General features: G+C 62.3%; 17 protein-coding genes. 13 read left to right on the forward strand and 4 right to left on the reverse strand.

The window, feature by feature from the left end:
• Positions 1–150 precede the first annotated feature (150 nt).
• A complete protein-coding gene (locus ACYVNQ_RS22170) occupies positions 151–2,325 on the forward strand; it encodes a serine/threonine protein kinase (RefSeq protein ID WP_460904779.1) in 2,175 nt (724 codons plus the stop codon).
• An 81-nt stretch (positions 2,326–2,406) separates the two neighbouring features.
• On the opposite strand, the gene ACYVNQ_RS22175 is transcribed toward ACYVNQ_RS22170, so the two are convergent.
• Positions 2,407–4,335 (reverse strand): SUMF1/EgtB/PvdO family nonheme iron enzyme, encoded by a 1,929-nt coding sequence (locus ACYVNQ_RS22175; RefSeq protein WP_460904780.1) that lies wholly within the window; start codon positions 4,333–4,335, stop codon positions 2,407–2,409.
• Between the two features lie 214 nt (positions 4,336–4,549).
• Here ACYVNQ_RS22175 and ACYVNQ_RS22180 point away from each other — a divergent pair, with 214 nt between their 5' ends.
• From ACYVNQ_RS22180 to ACYVNQ_RS22220, 9 genes are all read left to right on the forward strand, one after another.
• Positions 4,550–4,999: a DUF4399 domain-containing protein gene (locus ACYVNQ_RS22180; protein WP_460904782.1), complete on the forward strand. Its 450-nt coding sequence runs from the start codon at positions 4,550–4,552 to the stop codon at positions 4,997–4,999.
• A gap of 69 nt (positions 5,000–5,068) precedes the next feature.
• Positions 5,069–5,491 (forward strand): DUF4399 domain-containing protein, encoded by a 423-nt coding sequence (locus ACYVNQ_RS22185; RefSeq protein ID WP_460904784.1) that lies wholly within the window; start codon positions 5,069–5,071, stop codon positions 5,489–5,491.
• A 263-nt stretch (positions 5,492–5,754) separates the two neighbouring features.
• A complete protein-coding gene (locus tag ACYVNQ_RS22190) occupies positions 5,755–6,024 on the forward strand; it encodes a hypothetical protein (protein ID WP_460904786.1) in 270 nt (89 codons plus the stop codon).
• 373 nt (positions 6,025–6,397) lie between these two features.
• The gene (locus ACYVNQ_RS22195) at positions 6,398–7,765 is read left to right on the forward strand and encodes an efflux transporter outer membrane subunit (RefSeq protein ID WP_460904985.1); all 1,368 of its coding nucleotides are present in this window, start codon (positions 6,398–6,400) and stop codon (positions 7,763–7,765) included.
• A gap of 221 nt (positions 7,766–7,986) precedes the next feature.
• On the forward strand, positions 7,987–10,515 hold the full coding sequence (locus ACYVNQ_RS22200; protein WP_460904788.1) for an FHA domain-containing protein: 2,529 nt from the start codon (positions 7,987–7,989) through the stop codon (positions 10,513–10,515).
• Positions 10,493–11,866, forward strand: coding sequence for an HlyD family efflux transporter periplasmic adaptor subunit (locus ACYVNQ_RS22205; RefSeq protein ID WP_460904790.1), 1,374 nt, complete (start codon positions 10,493–10,495; stop codon positions 11,864–11,866). Before ACYVNQ_RS22200 ends, ACYVNQ_RS22205 begins: the two co-directional genes overlap by 23 nt.
• A 122-nt stretch (positions 11,867–11,988) precedes the next feature.
• Entirely contained in the window at positions 11,989–12,741 is a 753-nt protein-coding gene (locus ACYVNQ_RS22210; protein ID WP_460904792.1) for a peptidylprolyl isomerase, read from the forward strand.
• 34 nt (positions 12,742–12,775) lie between these two features.
• Positions 12,776–15,832: an ABC transporter transmembrane domain-containing protein gene (locus ACYVNQ_RS22215; protein ID WP_460904794.1), complete on the forward strand. Its 3,057-nt coding sequence runs from the start codon at positions 12,776–12,778 to the stop codon at positions 15,830–15,832.
• Positions 15,832–17,244, forward strand: a complete 1,413-nt coding sequence (locus ACYVNQ_RS22220; RefSeq protein ID WP_460904796.1) for a sigma-54 interaction domain-containing protein — start codon at positions 15,832–15,834, stop codon at positions 17,242–17,244. The genes ACYVNQ_RS22215 and ACYVNQ_RS22220 overlap by 1 nt, the downstream gene beginning before the upstream one ends.
• Here ACYVNQ_RS22220 and ACYVNQ_RS22225 read toward each other — a convergent pair.
• The gene (locus ACYVNQ_RS22225) at positions 17,241–18,029 is read right to left on the reverse strand and encodes a PP2C family protein-serine/threonine phosphatase (protein WP_460904986.1); all 789 of its coding nucleotides are present in this window, start codon (positions 18,027–18,029) and stop codon (positions 17,241–17,243) included. The genes ACYVNQ_RS22220 and ACYVNQ_RS22225 overlap by 4 nt on opposite strands.
• A gap of 8 nt (positions 18,030–18,037) precedes the next feature.
• The gene (locus tag ACYVNQ_RS22230) at positions 18,038–18,322 is read right to left on the reverse strand and encodes a hypothetical protein (RefSeq protein ID WP_460904798.1); all 285 of its coding nucleotides are present in this window, start codon (positions 18,320–18,322) and stop codon (positions 18,038–18,040) included.
• Positions 18,323–18,788: 466 nt separating this feature from the next.
• Here ACYVNQ_RS22230 and ACYVNQ_RS22235 point away from each other — a divergent pair, with 466 nt between their 5' ends.
• The 3 genes from ACYVNQ_RS22235 (at position 18,789) to ACYVNQ_RS22245 (ending at position 21,479) form a co-directional block, all read left to right on the forward strand.
• On the forward strand, positions 18,789–19,322 hold the full coding sequence (locus ACYVNQ_RS22235; protein WP_460904800.1) for a lecithin retinol acyltransferase family protein: 534 nt from the start codon (positions 18,789–18,791) through the stop codon (positions 19,320–19,322).
• A gap of 44 nt (positions 19,323–19,366) precedes the next feature.
• Complete coding sequence (locus ACYVNQ_RS22240) at positions 19,367–19,600, forward strand: hypothetical protein (RefSeq protein ID WP_460904802.1); 234 nt, start codon at positions 19,367–19,369, stop codon at positions 19,598–19,600.
• 157 nt (positions 19,601–19,757) lie between these two features.
• Complete coding sequence (locus tag ACYVNQ_RS22245; protein WP_460904804.1) at positions 19,758–21,479, forward strand: cytotoxic necrotizing factor Rho-activating domain-containing protein; 1,722 nt, start codon at positions 19,758–19,760, stop codon at positions 21,477–21,479.
• 90 nt (positions 21,480–21,569) lie between these two features.
• Here ACYVNQ_RS22245 and ACYVNQ_RS22250 read toward each other — a convergent pair whose 3' ends face one another.
• Positions 21,570–21,818: a DUF2866 domain-containing protein gene (locus tag ACYVNQ_RS22250; RefSeq protein WP_460904806.1), complete on the reverse strand. Its 249-nt coding sequence runs from the start codon at positions 21,816–21,818 to the stop codon at positions 21,570–21,572.
• Between the last annotated feature and the right edge of the window lie 32 nt (positions 21,819–21,850).

The raw sequence follows: 21,850 nt of genomic DNA on the forward strand, positions 1-21,850 counted from the left end.
TTCGCAACAGGTCGGGTTGATACCGGCATGCGGGCGAATCTGCCCAATGTTTGCGAAAGCGAAATGTGCGGGCTACTATCGAACGAGCGCATGTAATTGATTACGACAGCATCTTTCTTCGCCCAACAGGAACTGCGTCGCTCTGCCCAAATGACTAACCTTGCGCACGTGATCCGCGATTTCCAGAATGGCGCACTGTCGCACGACGCGTTTGTCGCACAGCTCGACAGCACGTTGACGACCGAGGGCGCGAGTTCGACGCAGCTCATGCAGATACTGGGCGAAGCGCACGCGCGCCTGCCATTGGCGGCTGACCTGTACGCGGAGGTGCGTCGCAGGATCGAGCAGTTACCCGTATCGAGTGTCGCAGCGGGCGGCGAAGAGACGCGCATGCAGACCGTGCCCGGGCAGCCCGTCACGCCCTCTGTGGTGGCGGCCGGCACGACCGGTACCACCGGCAGCGCAATGGCGCAGGGCGCAGCCTTCGATCAGGTGAAGGGCACTGGCGATACATTGAACAACCGCTTCGTGCTCGAAGAGTGTCTGGGCGTAGGCGGCATGGGCACCGTTTACAAGGCGCTCGATCTGCGCAAGCTTGAAGCATCGGACCGCAAGCCATACGTCGCGATCAAGGTGCTCAACGTGCAGTTTCGCGGTAACCCGAAATCGCTGATCGCGTTGCAGCGCGAAGCACGCAAGGCGCAGGTGCTGGCGCATCGCAACATCGTCACGGTGTACGACTTCGATCGCGATGGTGCGATCGTCTATCTGACGATGGAGCACTTGTCGGGCAAGCCGCTGAGCCAGATTCTGCGCACCCAGGATTTCAAGGGCATGCCGCTCAATGCGGCGCTGCCGATCGTGCGCGGCATGTCGAATGCGCTTGCCTATGCGCATGAGCGCGGCTTCGTGCATTGCGACTTCAAGCCCGCGAATGTGTTCCTGACCGAACACGGCGAAGTGAAGGTGATCGACTTCGGCATTGCGCGAGTCTTTCAGCGCACCGAGGAAGAGAACGATGCGACCGTGTTCGATCCTGGCAGTCTCGGCGCATTGACACCGGCCTACGCCAGCCCGGAAATGCTCGAGCACCTCGAGCCTGATCCGCGCGACGATATCTATGCGCTCGGCTGCATTACGTATGAGCTGCTAACGGGGCATCATCCGTTCGACCGGATGTCCGCAACCCAGGCGCGTGCCGCGCGGCGTCAACCGGCGCGTCCGGAGAATCTTGGTGCGCGGCCGTGGCGTGCGTTGCGCGCAGCGCTATCGCTCGAGCGCGCTTCGCGCACGCCGAGCGTTGAGCAGTTCGTCGAAGAGTTTGCCGCCGGCGCGGATGAAGCGCGGCCGGGCAATGGTAAGACTGGCGGCAAGACTAGTGGCAAGACGAATGGCGCAGCGCAATCTGCACGCAGGCTCGACTGGAAACTGATGTCGGGCGTCGCGGGGCTGGCGGTGTTGATCGCGGCAGGCATCGGCGTGTATCGATACCGCAGTGCAGCGGGTGGCCAACTGGAAGAGTCGTCGACTGCTTCGGCACCGGTGATGCCCGCGCAAGGCGCCCCGGTTTCGGCACCGACCGTCGCCGACGCTGCCGCTTCCGGCGCATCGCCCGCGCAGCCAGCACCGGCTGCGCGCGCCGTACCTGCACCACCGCCCACGCTCGCGGTAGTCGCGCCATTACTAGCCAAACTGCCATGCTCCGCGCTCGCTGCGACGATCAACGATCGCACGATCCAGGTGCGCGGTTTCGTGCCGCAGCGCGATGGCGCTGCGAAGCTGAAGGAGACGATCGGCGCGCTGCCGGGCGTCGACGCGCTCTACACCGACGTGCGACCGGTCGACGCCGACAAATGCGAAGTGATCGATGCATACGCCCCTTACTGGACGCGCAACTGGCAGGCTGGCCACGTGGCCGCCATTCAGACGCGCGCATCTGGCGGCCAGTTGACTGAAGGCGATCCGCTGATCGTCGACGTAACCACGCCGGGTTACGACTCGTACGTGTATGTCGATTACTACGTGCTTGACGGCAGTGTCGTGCATATGGTGCCGGGGCCGCGCGCGAAGGCCAATCAGGCGCCGCCGAATTACACGGCGACCATCGGCGGTAGTGGAGACTGGATCGTATCGAAGCCGTTCGGACCGGAACTGGTGGTGCTGCTGGTTTCGCCGGTGCCGCTATTCGATGGCCTGCGGCCCGAGAGCGAGCCGCGCGCCGATTATCTACGTGCGCTCGATGCACGTCTTAAGCAGGTTACGGCGAAGTATGGCGCGCAGCACATCGTGGCGGATATTGCGCCGATTTCAAGCAAGGCGCGCTAGGCATCGGGCGCGAACAAGCCGTTAATGCGGCAACCGCAGCGAATGCTGCGCAACCGCAACCGCTGCCGACGCGGCCTCATTTCATTTCAGATCTTTCGCCACACGAAAGCCGTCCTGCGACTGGCGCACGCTTTGGCTGTACTTGAAACGCGTCGTCGCGAGCATGTAGTCGCTGCCCTCGCGCCACGAGCCACCGCGAATCACGCGCACATTGCAGTTGGGCGCATCCCACGCATGGCCGTCGTTCGGCGCGTTCTGGTATGAGTTGTGCCAGCAGTCGCTGACCCATTCCCAGACACTGCCGTTCATGTCGTACAGACCGTACGGATTCGCGGCGAACGAGCCGACCGGCTCAGGTCCTTCCTTGTGCCACGGGTCGCCACAGTCCTTGCAGTTTGCCTGGCCCTTGCGCATCTGATCGCCCCACCAGTACTTCGTCGTCGTGCCGCCACGCTCTGCATATTCCCATTCGGCTTCGGTCGGCAGCCGATATGGCTTACTGGTAGTCTTCGCCAGCCATTTGACGTAGAGCTGCGCATCGTCCCAGCTCAGGTCGCGTGCGGGTGCATTCTTGACTGAGTTGCTTTCCGGCGACAGACGCGGGCATGCATTCGCATCGGCGCAGGCATTCCACTGCTCGACGGTGACCTCGTATTTGCCGATCGCGAACGGTGCGGCGATCGTCACATGATGCGGGGGCCGCTCAGATGGATCGCCGAACGTGCCACCCATCGTGAACGAGCCGGCGGGCAGCGAGACCATTACCGGGCAGTTCGCGCAATCCTTGCTGTCGCCGGAGGCGACGGGTGCTTTGGCAACCGGTTGCGCAGGCGCGGGGGCGGGAGTCGGGGCAGGTACGGCACGCGGGTTTTGCTGCTGCGCCTGCGGTTGCTGTGCGGCCGGCGCCGGCTGAGCCTGTTGCGCTTGCGCCGGTGCGCTTTGCGGCGCAGCTGGAGGCTGTTTCGGCGCGGCGGTCTTCAAACGTTCGATGCGTGCGCGCGCAAGCGTCGCAAAGCGCCCATTCGGATAAGCCTTCAGATAGGCCTCGTAGTCGCTCGCGTAGTTGCTGTCCTTGATCGAATCCCAAAACGTCAGTTCATATTGCTCGTTGCTGTCTTTGGGGATGATGCCGCGGCTTTGCGAAACGACGACTCGCAGGTCTTGCGCATCGACCGCGGCGGTGAGAGCCGTGCTCTCGTTCGTCTGCGCAATAAACAACGGACGCGTTAGCGTCGAGGCAAGCCACGGTGTCTGCCTTCCATGGGTGACAGCAGTGGTCGACGCCGCGGCACGCTGCAATTGCGCGCTCACGTCCAGACTCTGCGCGCGCGTCAATTCACGCAGCCATGCCGCAGTAAAAACGCCATGTGCGGCGCCATCTGCTGCGAATCCTCGTGGGGCCGTCGCATACGCAACCAGAGTCCGGTCCGGCAACTCAGGCAGTGCTTCGCCCGATTCGGCAGACGATTCGAACGGCTGCTCGAGACACGCATCGAGTACGACGACATTCACCTGTTGCGGCCGCGGCACGGACATCACGCGCAGTACCGCGGCGAGGTCCACGCTGTCGCGCACTAGCGCAGCCGGCGTACGTGGGTCGCCGCCAGCGGGTGCAAGCAGCGTTGCACGCGAAGTTTGATAACCGTGCCCTGCGAAATAGAAAAACCCGACGCCACCTGCCTCGAGCCGCCGCCCAAATTCGGCAATTGCCTCGTTCATCTGCTGCGGGTGCGCATCGCGCACGTCGATCACGTCGAAGCCGAGCGAGCGCAGCGTTGCACTGACGGCCTCGCCATCGCGCCACGCGTTGTGCAGCGGATGGCGTGGATAGTCGCCATTGCCGATCACCAGCGCGATGCGGTGCGCTGCCGCCGGCGCTTGCGACTGCAACTGTTGCTGCACAGTCGCGGCAGTCGCGCGACCGGAGAGAGGTTCGGGAGCAGCAACGGCGCCGCGCGCCTGCGCTGCCGCGATCCCGATCATGCCAACCAGCAGGAGTGTTCGCCACATATTCAAATCCTGTTAGTGATAGGCCGTCTTCAGCCAGACAGACGTCGCTTCTGGCCTTTCTTTCAACAACGATAGCATGCAGTCCGAACCTCAGAACGTCAGAACGTTGTCAGAACGTTAACGAGTGTGGTGCATCTTTTTGGCAAGTTCCGTTTCCGGCATCTAAGCTAAAACAGCACCGCGAAGCACTGACTATCCTTCGGGAGAATGCGCAATGCGAATAACAAGAATGTCGGGCGTTCTGGCCACGCTGTTCGTTGCGTCGGTCACATCGGTTGCTTTACCCACGGCTCACGCGGCCGCTGCACTGACGCCTTCTCCGCCGGGCGCACAGGAATACATCATCTGGCCGTCCGACGGCACCGTGATTTACGGCGGAAAACTGTGGGTGCGCATGGGCCTGCGCAATATGGGTGTGTGTCCGAAAGGCGCCAACGTGCCTAACACGGGCCATCATCATCTGCTGATCGATACGGACCTGCCGCCGCTCGATCAGGAAATTCCGTCCGATCGTCAGCACCTGCATTTCGGTGCGGGCGAAACCGATGCGCGCATCGAACTGCCGCCCGGCAAGCACACGCTGCAACTGCTGCTAGGCGACTACAACCATGTGCCGCATTCGCCGCCGGTGTATTCGAAGAAGATCACCATCATCGTCAAATAGCGCGCGCGAAGCCTGCACGGCTCAAGCGGCTGCACGACGCGGCCGTCAGCGACGACGGAGAACCGACTCATGAACAGGATTCTTGCCCCGGCATTGCTTGCCGCCGCGCTTAGCGGCCTCGCATGGGCCGGCACCACGCCGGCGCCGCGCGACGCCATCGCCTACATCGGCTACCCGAACGACGGCCAGGTGGTGCCGGCGAACAAGCCGTTTCGCGTCTGGTTCGGATTGCGCTACATGGGCGTGGCGCCCAAGGGCGTCAAATATCCGAACACCGGCCATCATCACCTGTTGATCGATACCGATCTGCCGCCGATGGACCAGGAGATCCCATCCGACCGTCAGCATCTGCACTTCGGCGCGGGTGAAACCGAAACCATGATCGAACTGCCGCCCGGCAAGCACACGCTGCAGATGCTGATGGGCGACGATAAACATGTGCCCACCGATCCGCCGGTCTACTCGAAGAAGATCACGGTGATCGCGAAGTAGGCGGGCGCCTGTCGTCAGCCAGCCAACACAGTAGCGTGGGCTGTTGGTTCGAGGCCTGCACAAAGCGCGGCCGCAGATCCGGAAAATCCGCGCCATCCCTCTCGAGAAAACGCCGACGCCCCCTGTTTTCAAGGCTTTGCGGGTAACGAAGCAAGATCGCGTGCATCACTGGCACAGCCTATGCGTTAGTAAGCCTCGAGCAGACAAACAATGCTCGAAAGCTTCAAACGCATACCTGCGTCCACCCTCTTAGGAGAACTGTGATGAACACGCTGATGATCAAAGACCTGTCCGTTACCGAACAACTCGATAGCAAGGCCATGAAGGCCGTCCGCGGCGGCTATATCGCCTATCCGCTGTTTCCGAGCCTGTCGTTCAAGCTGGACGACAGCAAGACCGTCAGCGCGCAACAGCTCGTCGACCAGCAACTCGGCGTCAACGTCGTGGCCGGCAACAACAACGCGTTCGCGCAGAACTTCCACACCACGGTCACGCCGACGATGACTGCGACGAACAACGTCAACGTTCATTAAGGCACGACGGTTCCGCGGAGACTGGACCGGGTCTCCGCGGGCCGCAGCAGGAAACGCTGCCGCTTCAGTGGTTCTGCATCAAAAAGCACCTTGCCCAATCGTCCTTTCCACACGATTCCCACCGCCGCCCCTTTGCACTTCGCAGATTTCGCGCACACCTCGATAGAGATGCCGCGCGGGACGTGCTTTACTTGAATGGCATGGAGCGCTACGCGGCAGTTGCGCAATCGACCCGGAGAAAACCGTGTTCGCGTCGGCTGATTCATTGCTTCCCTGTTTGCGTTGCCGCGGGTCACGCGCCGCGCCGCGCAATCTGTCGCGTGCTGCACGATTCCGTACGCTGCGTGTTGTCTGCGTAAGCGTAGTTGCCGCGCTGCTGCTCGGCGGTTGCATCGACGCACACGTGCCCGAGTACAAACGCCCGGATACGCCTGCCAAGACATCGTGGACCGATCGCACCGGTACGACGATTTCAGCTGCCGACACGATCGAGCCGGACTGGTGGAAGGCGTTTCAGGACCCGTACCTGAACTCGCTGATCAGCCGGTCGATCGACGGCAACTTCGACATCAAGATTCTCGCTGCGCGCATCAATGTGGCCGGCGCGCAGATTGCCGAGGCGCATGCCGGCGCGTTACCGACGATGGATCTGGGCGCTGGCGCCAGTTTCGAAAAGACCACTGGGCAGCCGTTCTCGCGCACTTATAACGTCGGCACCCAGGTGAACTGGGACATCGACATCTGGGGCAAGGTCGAAAAGGGCGTGCAGGCGCAGAAGGCCGAATTCCACGCCACCGAGGCCGACTGGCGCGCCGGCTACCTGGAACTGGTTTCGAATGTGTCCAGCGCGTACTTCCAGATCCTGCAGTTCGACGACCAGATCGAAACGCAGCAAAAGACCGTCGAAGCCAACCGCCAGATCCTGACGATCTTCGAAGGCATGGACAAGAGCGGTTTGATTCCGCACACCCAGGTATTGCGCCAGCAGGCGGAAATCAATCGCCTGACCAAGGATCTGATCGATCTGCGCCGCGCCCGCGACGTGTCGAACAACGCGCTCTGCACACTGATTGGCGTGCCGGCCGGCGAATTCAAGGTGCCGCCAGGCCATTTGCAGCAACGCGTGCAATTGCCGCCGGTGCCTGCCGGCTTGCCGTCGCAGTTGCTGGCGCGGCGGCCTGACATCGTTGCGTCGGAACTGCGTGTGCTCGAAGCGTACGACCTGGTCGGCGAGGCGAAGCTCGCGCAGCTGCCCACCATCAGCCTGACCGCCCGCGGCGGCACGGCCAGCTTCGCGCTGTCCGACCTGTTGAAGTCGTTCACGTTTGGCATCATGCCGAGCCTCAACATTCCGATTCTCGATCCGGGCGTGCGTGCGCACGTCAAGACAACCGAGGCGCAAACCGCCGTGGCGGAGCAGGAATACCGGCGCACTGTGATGGGCGCATTCGAGGAAGTGGAGACCGCGCTGGTCAATCTGAACGCGCACCGGCAGCAACGCGTCGAGCTGCAGCAGCAGGTCGACCGGCTGAAGATCGTCGCCGACCAGGTCGATTCGCAGCTGAAGGAAGGGGTGATTTCCCAGCTCGACGTATTCGAAACCGAGCGCTCTTTTCTGGAGGCCAAGCTCGAGCTGCTGACCAACCACCAGCAGATCCTGTCGGACACGGTGTTGCTATACAAGGCGCTAGGCGGTGGCTGGCCACCGGTCGACATCCAGACGCAAGTGACCGACAAGTAGCCATGCAACGCACAAGCAGGGAAAACCCGTCAGGCGCAACAGCCCGACGCCACTCGAAGCAGAAAATTGACTACTGTCATGCGTGACTTACAATCGCTGTGTGCCAGCCGCCCAGGAAATCGGGCCGCCTGCGCGCCCTCCGCCGCGCTTTCTGACGGCATTCCTCTGACGCTTCGGTTTCGCGCCTGCCCGCACGGGTATACGCTTAGTGATGCAGACAGATGAACCCCGGCGAAGCTTCGATGGCAGAGATGCGGGCGACGTTGAACCAGGAGTTCGACGTCGTGCTGGTGCCCGTCTCACATCCGGCGCTCGGTGCGATCCGCATTGCCGACAGCCTGTTTGCGATCGGCCGCAGCGAAGCGCCGTTCGCGGGCTATCCACGCGAAGTCACCACGCGCCTGTCGCGCCGCCATGCGCGGATTTTCTCTGAACACGGCGCGGTCTATGTGGCCGACCTCGACAGCAAGAACGGCACCAGCGTCAACGGTGTCAGCGTGCACGAGTCGCCGAGCCGCGTGAGAGCCGGCGACGAATTGTGCTTCGGCAACGAGCTCACGTATCGGGTCGCCATCGAGCCGCGCGCGTTCGATCCGGCTGCCGCCCGCGCGGCGCACCAGATCAGCGTGATGCTGATACCCGAGCGCGCGGACCTTGCGCTCGAACCGATCGACGTCCACGCGTTTCCGTTTCTCGTCAGCAAGACCGACGCGCTGTTTGCGCGCTACAAAGACCGCTACCCGCATCAGGTCAATTACATTTCGCGTCGCCACGCGCACCTGTTTCTGCGCGGCGGCAAGCCGTATATCGAAGACCTCGGCAGCACCAACGGCACGTTCGTCGGAGGAAAGCGGCTCGACGAATCCGCTATCGCGCTTAAAGACGGCGATCTGCTTGGATTCGGCAGCGACCATTTCGTTTACGGAGTGAAGGTGCATAAAGCGCCGGAGATCGAGCCGACCGTCACGCAAATGACGGCGGCCGTGCAGCTACTACCGGCCGCACCTGCGGAACCCGAAATCGATATGGACAAGACCACTTTCGTCGGCGCAGCACATTCGTTTCTCGACATCTTCTATGTCGACCGCGCGGTGCAGCGCGAAGACGAGGTCAACGAGGCCGCCCAACCTCACCACGCCGCCGCAGGCCAACCGGCGGACGACGCGCGCACGCGCCGTCCGCGTCACCGCTGGACGGTGCTGGCGTCGGAACTGGCGCGCACATTTACCGGCGGCGGGCGCAAGACCGCGCAGCACATCGGTATTGGTGCGCTAATCGTGGTTGCGGTGGTGGCTGGATTTGGGCTGATGCTGTACATGCGCGGCGCGGCAGAGCGCGAACTCAAGCAGTTGTTGGCACGCGGCGATAACGAGCAGGCCGTCGTAGCGGCGAATGACTATGTGGCGCGACATCCGTTAGCCGACTCGGTCAAAGGCTTTGCAACCGAAGCATTGATGAAGGCGCGCGTGCCCGGCTGGCTCGACGCATTACAACACCAGCAATTCGATCGCGCGGCGGCGCTGATCGGCGGCATGCGCGCAACTGCTGCGGGCAATGCGGATGCAGCGCCGCTGATCGACGAACTGCAGTGGGTGGGCGAACTCGAGCGCTTTGTCACAGGGCGCGGTGGCATGGATGCGCCGATCCGCATCTACGTGGACGAAGCGCGTATCAACGATTTGCTGAAGCACTGGGACGACGACCCTAAAAGCCATCAGCGCACGCTCGATCGCATCGCGTCGTATGTACCGCAGTTTACGGAGCCTTATGCGCTGGCGTTGAGCCATCTGCGCAGGCTGCAAAGCGACGACTCAGTGTATGTCGCGGCGCTCGACCGGCTCAATGCGACGATCGGCACAGCGCTTGGCCACGACAAGCCCGGCGATCTGCCCGTGGTGCTGGATGATTATGCGCAGCGCTATCCGCGTCTGGGCGGTCTCGACGCCGTGCGCCACGACCTGCAGCAGTACACGCAGCTGCTCGATGCGCTGCTCGCGCGCAAGCTCACGCAGCTCGTCGCGTTGATGGGCAAGGTGCGCTTCACGACGCCGCCGTTTATCGCGCAATACCGGCAGCTGGAAGCGAGCCGTCTGCCTTCTGCCGAAGTCGTCAAACAGTACGACGCAGCGCTCGCTGCCTGGCAGCGCGGCGACCGCCAGCAGGCACTTGCCGGCCTGCAGGCGATCGACGGCGGTGCATGGGCAGACGTGATCTCAGCCGATATCGCGCACAAGAAAACCTTGGCCGACCAGTTCGCGAACCTGCAGAAGACCCGCGGCAGCAAGGATTATGAGGCGCGCTTGCTGAGCTTCTACGCGAGCCTCGATCCGGCCGAAGACATCTGGTTCGCGCGCGCAGTCGCGCCGGACGTCAATGCGTTGCGCGACAGCGCGCTAGCGCGCGCACACGACCAGCTGGAACGCGCGCAGACGCTGTGGCGCCAGTACCGCGCGAACGGCTCGATCGGCGGCACGCAGCGGCTCGAAGCGGGCGTTTCGGAGCGCTTTCGCAGCCAGGCGCGCCTGCTCAACGATGCGCAGGCGTCCGCGCACCAGGGCATGAAGGTGTACACACAACTCAAGGCGGACCATCCGCAGCAGTGGGACCAGTTGCAGGAAGACATCGACGCCGAAAGCGATCTGCAGCGCCGCTCGCTGCAGGAACTGCGCATGGTGCTCGAGCCGGGCTCGCTGAAGGCCAAGCTCGCGCTACTCGGAGGAGACCGCGGTGAAGCGCGACCATCACCCTAAGCTGCTTTACGAAGCGCTCGAAGACCATAGCGCGGAAGGCATTGCGATCCTGACAGCCGAGCCGGTGCGGATTGCGCAGGCACTGGTGCTGGTAATGGTGGCGCTGGTCGTAGCAGGCCTGATGTGGTCGTTTTTCGGCCGCGCCGATGTGATCGTCACCGCACAGGGCACGCTTGCGCCGGAATCGGACGTGCGGCGCATCTACGCGCCGATCGATGGCGAACTGGCGGATCTCTACATCGCCGAAGGCCAGCCGGTATCGAAGGGCGACGTGCTCGCGCGGCTCAACGCACGCGGTGCGATCGAAGCTGCGACCAACGCGCTACAGGCGCGACTCAAACTCGACGACGCCGAGCGCGAATGGAAACAGTTTCCCGAGAAAAAGCAGTTGATGGAGCGCAAGGCGGTCGCGCTGAAAGAGCAACTCGAGGTGGAAGAGCGGCTACACGAAAACCGCATTTCCGAGGGCACGTCGAAGCTTGCCGAGGGGCAGAAAGCGCAACTCGATGAAGCGCGCAGCGCACTCGACAATGCACGTCGCACGCGCGACACCACACGCAGCGAATACGACAAATTTTCGCGCCTGTTTTCGCAGCCGGGTGGCGGCGGTATTGCCGGGCTGCAGGTCGACGCGAAGCGCAACGCGTACCTCGAAGCCGAAAATGCGTACCGTGTCGCGCAATCGAAACTGACCGAGCTCGACTTTCGGCTGAGCCACGAATTTTCCGAAGCGAATGCGCAGCTTGAAACGAGTGGCCAGCAGACCACCAATCTGAAGCTGCAGTACGACGCCGCGGTACGTGAAATCACGAGCACCGAAGACAAGTTGCGCCTGCAACTGCAAACCGCACGCCTCGTGTCCGATGCCGCCGCGCGGATCCGCTTCGAGAACATCGACAAGGACAACTTTCTGCTGATTATGGCGCCAGTGTCCGGCGTGATTACCGATGTCACGTCGACGCAAACCGGCGACAAGATCCAGGCCAATGCGCCGCTTGGCGGCATTGCGCCGAAAGACGCACGCCCGGTGCTGAAAATCGAAATCGCCGAACGCGACCGCGCGTTCCTGCACGAAGGCATGGCGGTCAAGCTGAAGTTCAATGCATTTCCGTACCAGCGCTATGGGATCGTCAAGGGTACGTTGACCTATATCTCGCCCGCGACCAAGCCGTCCGGCGCCGACAAGCAGCCGGTCTACGAGGGTCGCGTGTCGCTCGACAAGGACTATTACCAGATTGCCGAGACCCGCTATCCGCTGCGCTACGGCATGACTGCTAGCGCGGAGATCGTGGTGCGCGAGCGCCGCCTGATCGACCTGGGGCTCGACCCGTTCAGGCAGCTGGCCGGCTAGCGTCGCCGCCGCTTTGGCGCGAATGAACATGCAACACAAGCAAAGCAGTGCAAGCCGTAGTCGATGGCACAAACCGCAAGCTCGCGTGATGCAGGCGAGCCAAAACCTTAGGAGCGGACAAGATGACCGCGATTGTACGAATCGACGATGAAGTCGTCGACGATGCCGAGTTCATCCGTTTGTTGAAACTCACCGGCCAGTTCGAAAGCCTGATCGAACAATTGGTGCGCGACAAGCTGACTGTGCATGCGGCGCGCAAGCATGCGGTGGAAGTCAGCGCCGAGGAAATCCAGCAGCGCGCCGACCAGTTCCGCCGCGTGCGCGGCCTGCATCGCGCGGCCGATACGAACCAGTACCTCGATACGCTCGGTGTCACGCTCGACCAGTTCGAGGCGTTCATCATCGACGGGCTGTATCAGGAGAAGATGCTCGACCAGGTGGCGAACGACGGCGCAGTGCAGGAATATTTCTCGCTGAATTCGCCGAAGTTCGACGCGATCGAGGTCAGCCATATCGTGCTGGACAGCGAGGGCAAGGCGAAAGAGATGATCTCGTATCTGCACGACGATCCGGACAGCTTTGCCGAGATGGCGCGCGAGCATTCGATCGCCGATACGCGCGGCGCCGGCGGGGTGATCGGCAAGGTGTTGCGCGGCTCGCTGAAAGCGGACATCGAAGCGAAGATTTTCAATGCGTCGGTCGGCGATCTGCTTGGGCCGTTTCCGTCGATCGACCGCTCGTGCTTCGAGATTTTCGCCGTGACGGATAAGCACCCAGCGTCGCTCGATGAAGATGTGGCGTCGGAGATCAAGCGTCTGTTGCGCGAAGAGTGGCTGATGGCCCGTGCGCAAGAACACATCATCGAAGCGCGTTGAGCGCATCCCCCACGCTTATCCGGATTGCTCGCCCATGGATGCTCCGCAGACCTCGCCGCTGATCGCCGATTTCCTTGCGTCGGTCGAGATTCTTTCGCCGTTTTCACGCGACGAACTCGAGCGTCTTGCCGAGCACGCGCAATCGCGCTTCTATGGCTTCGGCGAAACCGTGTGCAACGCGGGCGATCCAGCCGACGGCCTGTTCGTGATCAAGACCGGCTCGGTGCGAATCTTCACCGAAGAGCACGGCAAGGAAATCAGCATGGGCGTACGCAAGCAGGGCGAGATCTTCGGTGAGATCGCGATGCTGCGCGCGTATGCACACGAATCGTCGGTGCGCTCTTCAGCGAAGACCGAGCTGCTGTTTATACCGCGCACGGTAATCGAGCCGGTGATTATCGCCAACCAGGCCGCGCATGCGTTTGTCGCGAGCTATGTGGCGATCAGTTCGGCGGGCGGCTTCGTGGCGCAGCTGTTCGATTTGCGCGGCAAGCTGAACAAGGCAGAGCTCGAAGAGTATGTGCGCAGCGTGGGCGTCAAACGCGTGGCCGCCGGCAAGGAAATCCTCAAGCAGGAAGCGCGCGACGACCGCAGGCTGTATGTGGTGCGTCAGGGTGAAGTCAGGATCGTGCGGCACGAAGAAGGCCGCGACTACACGATCGCTACGTTACGCGATGGCGAAATTTTCGGCGAAAAGGCCTGCCTGATGCGCCAGGAGCAAAGCGCGTCGGTCATCGCGGGCACCGACACGCGTTTGCTGGTGATCCCCGAGCGCACCGTGCATTTCATTCTCGAGCGCAACCCGAAATTGCGCGAGGTTCTGGAAGAGCGGATCCGCTATTCGGACCGCGAGCTCGAACGGCAAAAGCGCCTTGAACAGCGGCGCAAGCTGCCGCTGCTGCTGGACCTGCATACGAAGCCCGAACTCGGCGAGCGGGTGATCCGCCGCTTTGGGCTGGTCGAGCAGGCCGAGGAAATGGATTGCGGCGCCGCGTGCCTCGCGATGATCTGCAAGCACTACGGCATTCCGATGACGCTCGGCAAGCTGCGCGAACTCGCCAACGTGACGACGCTAGGCGCGACGCTCGATAGCCTCGCGCGCGCCGGCGAATCGCTCGGCTTCACGACGCACGGCGTGCAATGCACCTTCGACGCGCTGCGCGGCTTCGAGCTGCCGTTCATCATCCACTGGGAGGGCTACCACTATGTGGTGGTGTACGGCGTGTCGCGCGGCTACGTGTGGCTCGCGGACCCGGCGCTCGGTTTCAGAAAGCTCAGCGTCGAGGACTTCGAGCGCGGCTGGAGCGGCACCTGCCTGCTGTTTTCCGCCGGCGCGAACATGGTGCAGATGGCCGCGGCGCGCTCGCCGTGGCTGCGCTTTGTCGGTTATCTGACGCCATACCGCAAGATACTCGGCTATCTGTTCCTCGCAACCTTTGTGATCCAGGTGCTCGGCGTGATTCCGCCGTTGATCATCCAGAACATTCTGGACGGCGTAATCGTGCACCAGAACGTCGGCTTGCTGCATCTGCTAATCATGGGGCTGATCATCTCAAACGTGTTTTCGCAGCTGATGTCGACGGTCCGCGCGTATCTGTCGAATTTCATGGTGCGCAACATGGACTTCGCGATGATGTCGCAGTTTTTCCGGCACACGATGTCGCTGCCGTTCTCATTCTTTGCGAAGCGCAAGACTGGCGATATCTTCGCGCGCTTCCAGGAGAACCAGACGATTCGCGCGTTTCTGACCGAATCTACCGTCACCACCGCGCTGAATCTGCTGATGGTGTTCATCTACTTCGCGATCATGTTTTTCTACAACGTGAAGATGACGTTGACGCTGATCGCATTCGTGATTCCGATTATCGCGTTGACCGTGATTGCCACACCGAAGATCAAGGGTTACGCACGCGAGGTGTTCGCGGCTTCCACCGATTCCAAGGCCTTCCTGATGGAAGCGTTGTCCGGCATCGAGACGATCAAGGGCATGGGAATCGAGCGGCCGGTGCGGCTGCGCTGGGAGAAGAAATACGCAAAAGCCCTTGAAGTGCAGTACCGCGCGCATGCGTTCAATATTCTGGTCGGCTTCGGCAGCCAGGTGCTGAACGCGGCGACGACGATCGCGATTCTCTGGGTCGGCGCGAATCTCGTGCTCGCGCGCGAAATGACCATCGGCCAGCTGATTGCATTCAATGCGTTTATGGGCAGTGTGCTGGGCCCGTTGATGGGGTTAGTTGGCTTGTGGAGCATGCTGAACGACGCGGGCGTGGCAATGGAGCGCCTTGGCGATGTGCTCGACATCGAACCCGAACAGAAGCCCGAGCAGTTGCAGTCGCGCGTGATGCTGCCGGACCTGCAGGGCGAAATCAGCCTGAATGGCGTCTATTTCCGCTATGGCGACGGCGATGCACCATACGTGCTCGAAAACATCAGCTTCGATATCAAGCCCGGCGAACTGGTCGCCATCGTCGGGCGCAGCGGGTCCGGCAAGACGACGCTGGCGAAGCTGCTGGTCGGTTTCTACGCGCCTACCGACGGCAAGATGACGGTCGACGGCTACGATCTGAACGTGATCGACAAGAATTACTATCGCGCGCAGATCGGCTACGTGATGCAGACCAACCTGCTGTTCTCCGGCACGATTGCGGAGAACATCGCAAGCGGCGACGAGACGCCCGACCGGCGCCGTATCGAGGAAGTCGCGAAGATGGCCGACGCACATGCGTTTATTGCCAGGATGCCGCTCGGTTACGAACAGGTGGTCGGCGAGCGCGGTATCGGCTTGTCGGGCGGCCAGATCCAGCGGCTATGCATTGCACGCGCGCTGTATCACGACCCACGGCTGCTGGTATTCGACGAAGCGACCTCCGCGCTCGATACGCAGTCGGAAAGCAATATTCTCGGCAACATGCACGACATCCTCAAAGGCCGCACCGCGGTGATCATCGCGCACCGCCTGAGCACGATCATGCGCGCGGACAAGATTCTGGTGTTGTATGAAGGCGCGATTGTCGAGCAGGGGCGGCACGAGGAACTCGTCAACCGGAAGGGCATGTATTACCAGCTCGTCCAGAAACAGTTGAGCGCGTAATGAAAATACTCGACCAGCCCGAAGACAGCAGCCCGGCCATTTCCTACGCGGGCCTCATCGAGAAAATCGAAATCCTGCGCTCGACATTGCGCTGGTCGTCGCGGCTCGAGCGCGCGGAAATCGAAAAGCTGTTGCGTCAGGCCAGCGTGCTGCGCGACGAAGTGATGCAGTTGTCGCACAAGGAGCGCTTTGTGCAGGCCGCCGCCGCAGAGCCGACACGCGCCGAGCAATCGCGCGGCGCACGGCGCGAGGCGCTGCTCGCACGCAGCTTTATTTTCGAAGGCACGTTCGGCGACAATCCGAAGCTGCTTGAAGCGCTGGAAGTGGCTGAGAAGGCTGCGCCGACCGATCTGCCGGTGCTGATCGACGGCGAAAGCGGTACCGGCAAGGAACTGATGGCGAAGGTGATACACGCGAACGGCGCGCGCGCCGACAAGCCGTTTATCTCAGTGAACTGCGGTGCGATTCCAGACAATCTGCTCGAGTCGGAATTGTTCGGCCATCGCAAGGGTGCGTTCACCGGCGCCTCGGGAGACCGAAAAGGCAAGTTCGAAAGCGCGCATACCGGCACGATCTTTCTCGACGAAATCGGCGAACTACCGTTGCAGGGCCAGGTGAAACTGCTGCGCGTGCTCGAAGCGCACGAAATCCAGCGTGTCGGTTCGGACGAACCGATCGCGGTGGATACGCGCATCGTCGCCGCGACCAATCGCAATCTGCGCAAGCTCAGCGAACAGGGTGCGTTTCGCGAAGACCTGTTTTACCGGCTCAGCGTGATTCACGTGACGCTGCCGCCGCTGCGCGAGCGGCGCGACGAAATTCCGTTGCTGTTCTCGTATTTCGGCGACGAGGCCGCCGGCGCGCTCAAGCGCCGGCCGGTGCGCATGACGCCGCGGCTACGCGATTTTCTGCTGACCTATGCCTATCCCGGCAACATCCGCGAGTTGCGCAACATCCTGTACCGGGTGTCGTGTCTCGCCGGCGATATCGCCGATGTGGAACACCTGCCGGTCGATTTGCGACCCGCTGCAAGCGGGCCGTCGGCGGTCGCGGCATCGGCTGCGGCGTCGGTGGCGGCAGCAACGAACGGCGACGCCAGCATCACCAATCTGCTGTCGCTAAGCGATGCCAAGCGCGCTGCGAGCGACGAAGCGGAGAAGGCGTTTTTGCAGCGCGGTTTGCGCGAAGTGGGCGGCACGGTCGCCGAGCTCGCGCGGCGCGTCGACATGAACCGCTCGCATCTGCAGATGCTGTTGAAGAAACACGGGCTGCATTCGAAGGACTTTCGTCATGCGCAGCCGCCGCCATCGCCGTCGCGCGGCAATGCCGCTTACCGGAACGACAGCGGCAACAACAACGTCGACGACAACGAAGAAAGCGACGCGGATGTGCGCCAGGAAAGCAGCCGCTAGCACGACGGATTCAACAGCGTCTTGTCCGATGCCAGCGGATCTTCAGCCTGCGCAATCACCACCGTGACGTTGTCGCGCCCGCCGCGTGCGAGCGCCATGTCGACCAGCGCTTGCGTCGCGCGACGGCAGTCGAGTGGCGACGCTTGCGTCAACGTGGCGCGGATTTCGTCGTCGGTCAGTTCGTTCGACAGACCGTCGCTGCACAGCAGAAATACATCGCCGTCGACCACTTCGAGGATGTCTTCGTCGAGATCGAGCGTATCGGTCGCGCCGACCGCGCGCGTGATGATGTGATGCGCCGGATGATGGCGCGCTTCGTCTTCGGTCAGATGGCCGAGCTGACGCAGCACCTCGACCTGGCTGTGATCGCGCGTCAGTTGCCGCAATTGACCTTGCCGGCACAGATAGATGCGGCTGTCGCCGGCCCACAGGTAGCCGCAGAAACGGTCACACGCGATCAGCACGACTACCGTGCTGCCGATGCGTGTGACTTGACGGCGCGCGGCTTCGTCGCGCAGCTGCCGGTTCGCCTGTTGCAGTTGCGCGTGCGCGAACGCGAGGCTGCGCGTCATGCCGGTGCCGGCCGGCAACTGTTTTAGCTCGCCCAGCCGGTCGATCACCAGCCGGCTCGCGAGATCGCCGACCGCGTGGCCACCCATGCCGTCGGCGACCGCCCAGCGGCCGTCGAGCGGCAGGTCGAGGCACGCGTCCTCATTGATGTCGCGCACCCGCCCGGCGTCGGTTCGCGCCGCGGATTCCCACCTGAAGTGGCTCGCACAGGTCACGGCATCGGTCACGCAAGGTTGGTGCTGCGGGCGTCCGGCGTGACGGCAATGTGCGTGTTGTCGCCGCTGTTGCGCACGTCGACGGTCTGGAACTGGTTGATCATCTGGTCAGCATAGAAGTTGTTCTGGATTTCGTACAGGTTGACCACCGGCCCCATGCTCGGCGTGCTGCGCACGTACGGCTGGATCCAGCCGAACACCCAGGGCGCGCCGCCGCCGCCACGGATAGCCGTCATGGCCTTGCGGTCGAGGGCGAGGCTGTGCGAGAGGTCGTCGATGATGATCGTGGCCATGATGGTTTGCTCCGGAAAAGCCGCCGTACAGCGGCGGTGGTGCCAATAGGATGCTTCATTAGTGCAACAGGTGTGCCAGTTTGCGGCGGCGCACCGCATCGTGCCGTAACGCCTTGATTTCTCGGCCTCTTCTCGCAATACCCATGCGTGTCTGAGGCGGTCACATGCCGGTTTGGTTTGACTGCCCCCAACACCGCTGCTGCCAAAGCGATGGGACACCCAACACCGCCAACACGCACGCGCGCGTGCGACCTGAGTAAAACCCCACGCCCTGTGGTTCCAGCGATCGTCCGTTGCCAACACAACTGCGTCCGCAGTGTTGGCTGTCTGCCTACACAAGTCATCCCGCGATGCCGGTGTTGAGTGCGATTTTCTTTTAAAAACATAGGCTTGCGAATGCTGGTCCGGTTGATGCAAATGACTCGGCAACAGTGTTGGACTTCTGAATCGGACCGCGGGGCGCGCCATGAACACCATCCACCAGCAAGCAGACATCGACAGGCAACCGGCTCAACGGGTCGCATCTGCGGTGGCGAATGCCGTAGCGGTCGGCCTCGACGACGAACCGGCAATCGGTGCCCATCTGGTGACGCAACGGCGCGGCTACGAACATCACGGCATCTACGCCGGCAACGGCAAGGTGGTCCACTACGCCGGCTTCGCCACTTCGACGCAACGCGCTCCGGTATGCGAAGTGACGCTCGCCCAGTTCGCTGCCGGCCACTCAGTCGCGGTGCGGCCGCATCCGCTGCCGAAATACGCCGGCCAGGCGGCCGTGCAACGCGCGCACTCGCGTCTGGGCGAAAACCATTACCGCCTGCTGACCAACAACTGCGAACACTTCTGCGCATGGTGCCTGTTCGGCGAAAGCCGCAGCGAACAGGTCCATGCATGTCTCACGCAGCCGCTCGCCGGCCTGCGCGCTCTGGTGTGTCTGGCCACGGCATTCGTGGCCGGCGGACGCAGGAACGGATACGTCGCCGTACGGGCTGCCGTGTAACGGCAGATACGCGCGACCTCTGTACATCACCGAAGGGGACCATCATGAACACCACCGGAAAAACGCTGCACTGGGCCGTCGACAAGTGGCTCGCGCCGACCGCCGCGATTCCTGCGCGCGTCACCGGATATCGGCATCGCTGCGTACGGGTCGAAACCTCGCGGCCGGGCGGGGTGTTGTCGATCCTGTTTTTTCGCCATGCCGACGGTTCGTGGAACGTGTTTCCGCCGGTCGCCGAGCATCCGGCGATGAATGGCTGGCGTGTGGCACGCGCCTGATCCGTGGTAGTCCGCACGCGTTGCATAGGCGATGTGTTAACGCGGATGGTCAACAACTGTGCAGGGCGGTTATTACCGTAACGGTTTCACTCGAATCTAGACTCACTTTCATGCGTTTTGCATAAACGCAATGGGCTTTTTAGTGAGGCTATGTGAAATGAAACCAGTCGATTCGTCGCTTCGTTCATTGCAACAGGTCGTGCCGGGCGAACCAGTAACGCCCGAGCAAGCTCAGCCGCGCGCCATGCCGGCTTCAAGGAAGGCCGTTGCGGCACCTCCTGCGGTGGGTTCGCGCGAGCCGGATCCGCCGCCACCTCCTGAGCACAAGCCCGGGAGCGACGGACCGACGAGCGTTTACATCGGCGGTAAGGTGCTCGTCAAGTCTCACTACACGACCACGGAGGTCTTGCTGACGACTTCCAATGCATTGAAAAATCCGGTTACGTCCTTTGTGCAATCGTTCGCGGGCACCGCTTCAATGCTGGTTGAGGGCAAGCCATTGTCCAAAGATGGGCACAACTCTATCGCGTTGGTTACCGGACATATCGACAAGGTGGCCGGCTATACGCAGATCGGCGGCGTGCAGCAACTTACCGGTACGGCGATCAAGGCAGTGACGAAGCTGGTGACGGGGGAGTCTCAGTCTGAGGGTGAAATGTTGGCCGACTTTCACCAGACCGCGACTGTCACAAGCGCAAAAGGCGTTTCGACGGGGTCGCGCGGCTCGCGTCTTCGCGATGACGCACCGGGCGGCAAGGAAAAGCTGGATCCCGATTCGTTTCAAGGCTTGTCTTCGTCCGGCGATACACACGGCAGTGGGGATGGTGTCGCGCAGAGTGGCGATACGCAGCAGTCGAGCGTAGCGTCTGGCGCAAATCAGCCGGTAGGGGTTCGCCAGGGCACGGCCACGCTCAGCAGACTGAAGGGCGAAGGGCCGGTCAATCTCGAGCCGTCCCTCACCGCGAACGAGGACGCAGCGCGTCTTAAGGGCTTCGGTCGGGACTTCACCTTCTTTCGCAACGACGTCGATGTCGCCGACATGCCGGAACCCGCAAACGCGGACGCGACTTCCTTCGAGCAACGACGCGGAGTCCTGACGCTCGGTAAGGGCGAACAGGCTACTTCGTATGTACCGGAGGGGAAGGCATATCTCGGCAGGGCATGGGTTCCGGGGCAAGGGCGATCGGAGCTTGCCGGCACCGATATCGTGAAGCTCGGCGGCGGCAAGGATGGTACCGCGGCGATCAAGCTGCGCTTCGACGATCTGGCGCCCGGTTCGACGACGATTGTCACAGGTGGTCCGATGCGCGGCAGTACGATGTTGTTCGCGGCGGACCAACAGGGCTTCTATGCGTACCATGCCGATGCATCGTCGCTGAATCCGAAGTGGAAAGTGTCGCAAGATGGCGCGCGTACCATCCAGAATGCGCACGAGCAGATGCATCCGTTACCGGCGTCGGAAATACGCCCCGCGCGGGGTGGCGTTCGCGAAGATATCGTAGCGGCAGCGAAGGAGTATCCGTTTTCGGCATTGATCTACAACGGCGAATATGGGAGCACGCCGGGCGGTGCAAGGCTTGATACGCGCATTGACGAGCCGGTGCACGCGCAGGGCACTAACAAGGCGGGACAGCCGTGGCAAATGACGACTTTCAGCTATTTCCAGCCAGATTCGAATGTGCGCACAGTCGGGACGGCGGAAGCGGTCATCACTAAAGATCTGAATGGCAACGTCACGGTTTCGGTGCTCGGCGAGAAAGGGCGGCTCGATAGCATGAAGACACTCGACCTGCATGGCGGGTCGGTCGGATTTCGTTATCGCTTGCTCGACGGGGTGACGTCGTCGTACGAAGTGCCCGCCGCGAAGGTCATGCACTGAACGCGCGGTGCACGCAGTGCGCGTGTACGGCGACCTGGTGTGATCGACCGTTTGTCCACATGCGCACTGTGTGCCGGCGGTCTGCTCCCGTTAGCTGGCTTCGCAGAACAGCCTGCCCGGTACGTGAGACAGCAGTGCATTGGCAATTTCGCGTGGTGTGCTTTGCGCAGGCACCGCGCGCCGGAATGCAATTGCGCGGTCGCCGATAGTCCATTCGACGAGGCGGTAAGGGGCGCCCCACGTGTGCTGTATTGCAGCGGAGATGCGGCACGCGCGGATCTGTACCGCTGCGGCGCTCTTTTGCGCGTGGACGTAGCTGAGAACCTCTTCTTCCAGCATCGAGTATCTCCTTTGCGTTTCGCCGAGTGTTT

The sequence above is a fragment of the Paraburkholderia jirisanensis genome, from assembly GCF_054782355.1.